This is a genomic window from Bacillus sp. ME78, from assembly GCF_903970865.1.
GTDB classification, from domain to species: domain Bacteria; phylum Bacillota; class Bacilli; order Bacillales; family Bacillaceae_G; genus Bacillus_A; species Bacillus_A cereus.
The window spans coordinates 1-1,332 of sequence record NZ_CAJCKK010000078.1 but is presented as its reverse complement, the minus strand read 5'-3'; the positions used below and the strand labels follow the sequence as shown (position 1 = coordinate 1,332).

Below are 1,332 nucleotides of genomic sequence, written 5' to 3'. Positions count from 1 at the left end.
GGGCTCATTTTTAATTTTGCCTTAATCCGTTTCGTATTATAATAATCTATATATTTTTCTAATTCTATTTTAAAGTGCTCTACATTTTCAAATTCTTTTATGTAGAGGAACTCCGACTTCATAATCCCAAAGAAATTTTCTATTACTGCGTTGTCGTAACAGTTGCCTTTTCGAGACATACTCTGGACGATAGCTCTTGATTCAAGTGTACGGACGTACTGTCTCATTTGATAATGCCATCCTTGATCCGAATGCAACAGTAGCTGGTGGGTTTCAGGTAAACGTTCCAATGCTTTCTCTAACATGCCTGAAACAAGCGAATACGTCGGTCTAGAACCAATTGTATAGGTAATAATTTCACCATTATACAAATCTAATACAGGTGATACATACAGTTTTTCTCCAAACAATTTAAACTCTGTGATGTCTGTTACCCACTTTTGATTCGGTGCATCTGTATGAAAATTACGCTCTAAAATATTAGGTGCAATTCTACCGACTTTTCCTTTATAGGATTTATATTTCTTCATACGCACAACACACTTTAACCCAAGCTCTTTCATAATGCGCTGAACCTTCTTGTGGTTCACTTTCTGGCCACGATTCGTTAATTCATCACGAATGCGACGGTAACCATAACGACCTTCATTTTCCTCATAAATCGCTTTAATCTCAGCTTTCAAATCGGCATCTACATCTGGACGATTCATTTTCTTTACTAAATCATAATACGTGCTTCGAGGAATAGTAGCTAGCTCCACGAGTGCCTTGACCGAATATTTATGCCTTAATTCATAGACTACTTGCGCTTTGTCTTGTTTTGTGATTTTTCCTTGTTTTGAACTAAGGCATTTAACTTTTTTAAGTACTCATTTTCCATCTCAAGCTGTTTAATGCGTGCTTCAAGTGCTTCGACTGACCCTTCAGCTAAAGGTTGTTTTAATTGTTTATTTGAATCTTTTTTCATGGATGGACGCCCCTTTTTCTTAGATTGAAGGGCATCAATTCCTTGTGTTTCGAGCTGTTTTTTCCAAACAGAAATCGTTGAAGGGGCAGGAATATTAAAGATAGCTGCCGTCTCAAATAAGGACATACCGTTTTCAATCATAAAGTTTAGTACGTCTAGTTTAAATTGTTGTGTGTAATTTGTACATCGTTTTAGAAAAGCTTCCAGACCATTCTGTTTATATTGGTTTACCCAATTCAAAATGATTGTGTCACTTATACCGAGCGATCTACCCATTTCTCGATAACTTTCATTTCCGTTCAAATAACGTAGAACGATTTGTATTTTTTCATCAGCTGTAAATTTAGCCATAGAAAAACTGCACC

At 36.1% G+C, this 1,332-nt stretch carries 1 protein-coding gene; it reads right to left on the bottom strand.

The window, feature by feature from the left end; genetic code table 11:
- Window positions 1–1,318 (bottom strand): IS3 family transposase gene (locus H6481_RS28110; protein ID WP_182813800.1). Its coding sequence is split into 2 segments (ribosomal slippage), with 1,319 coding nucleotides annotated over them: window positions 1–865 and window positions 865–1,318; the frame shifts between segments, so codons are not numbered across the junction. This gene is flagged as partial in the annotation.
- Window positions 1,319–1,332 lie beyond the last annotated feature (14 nt).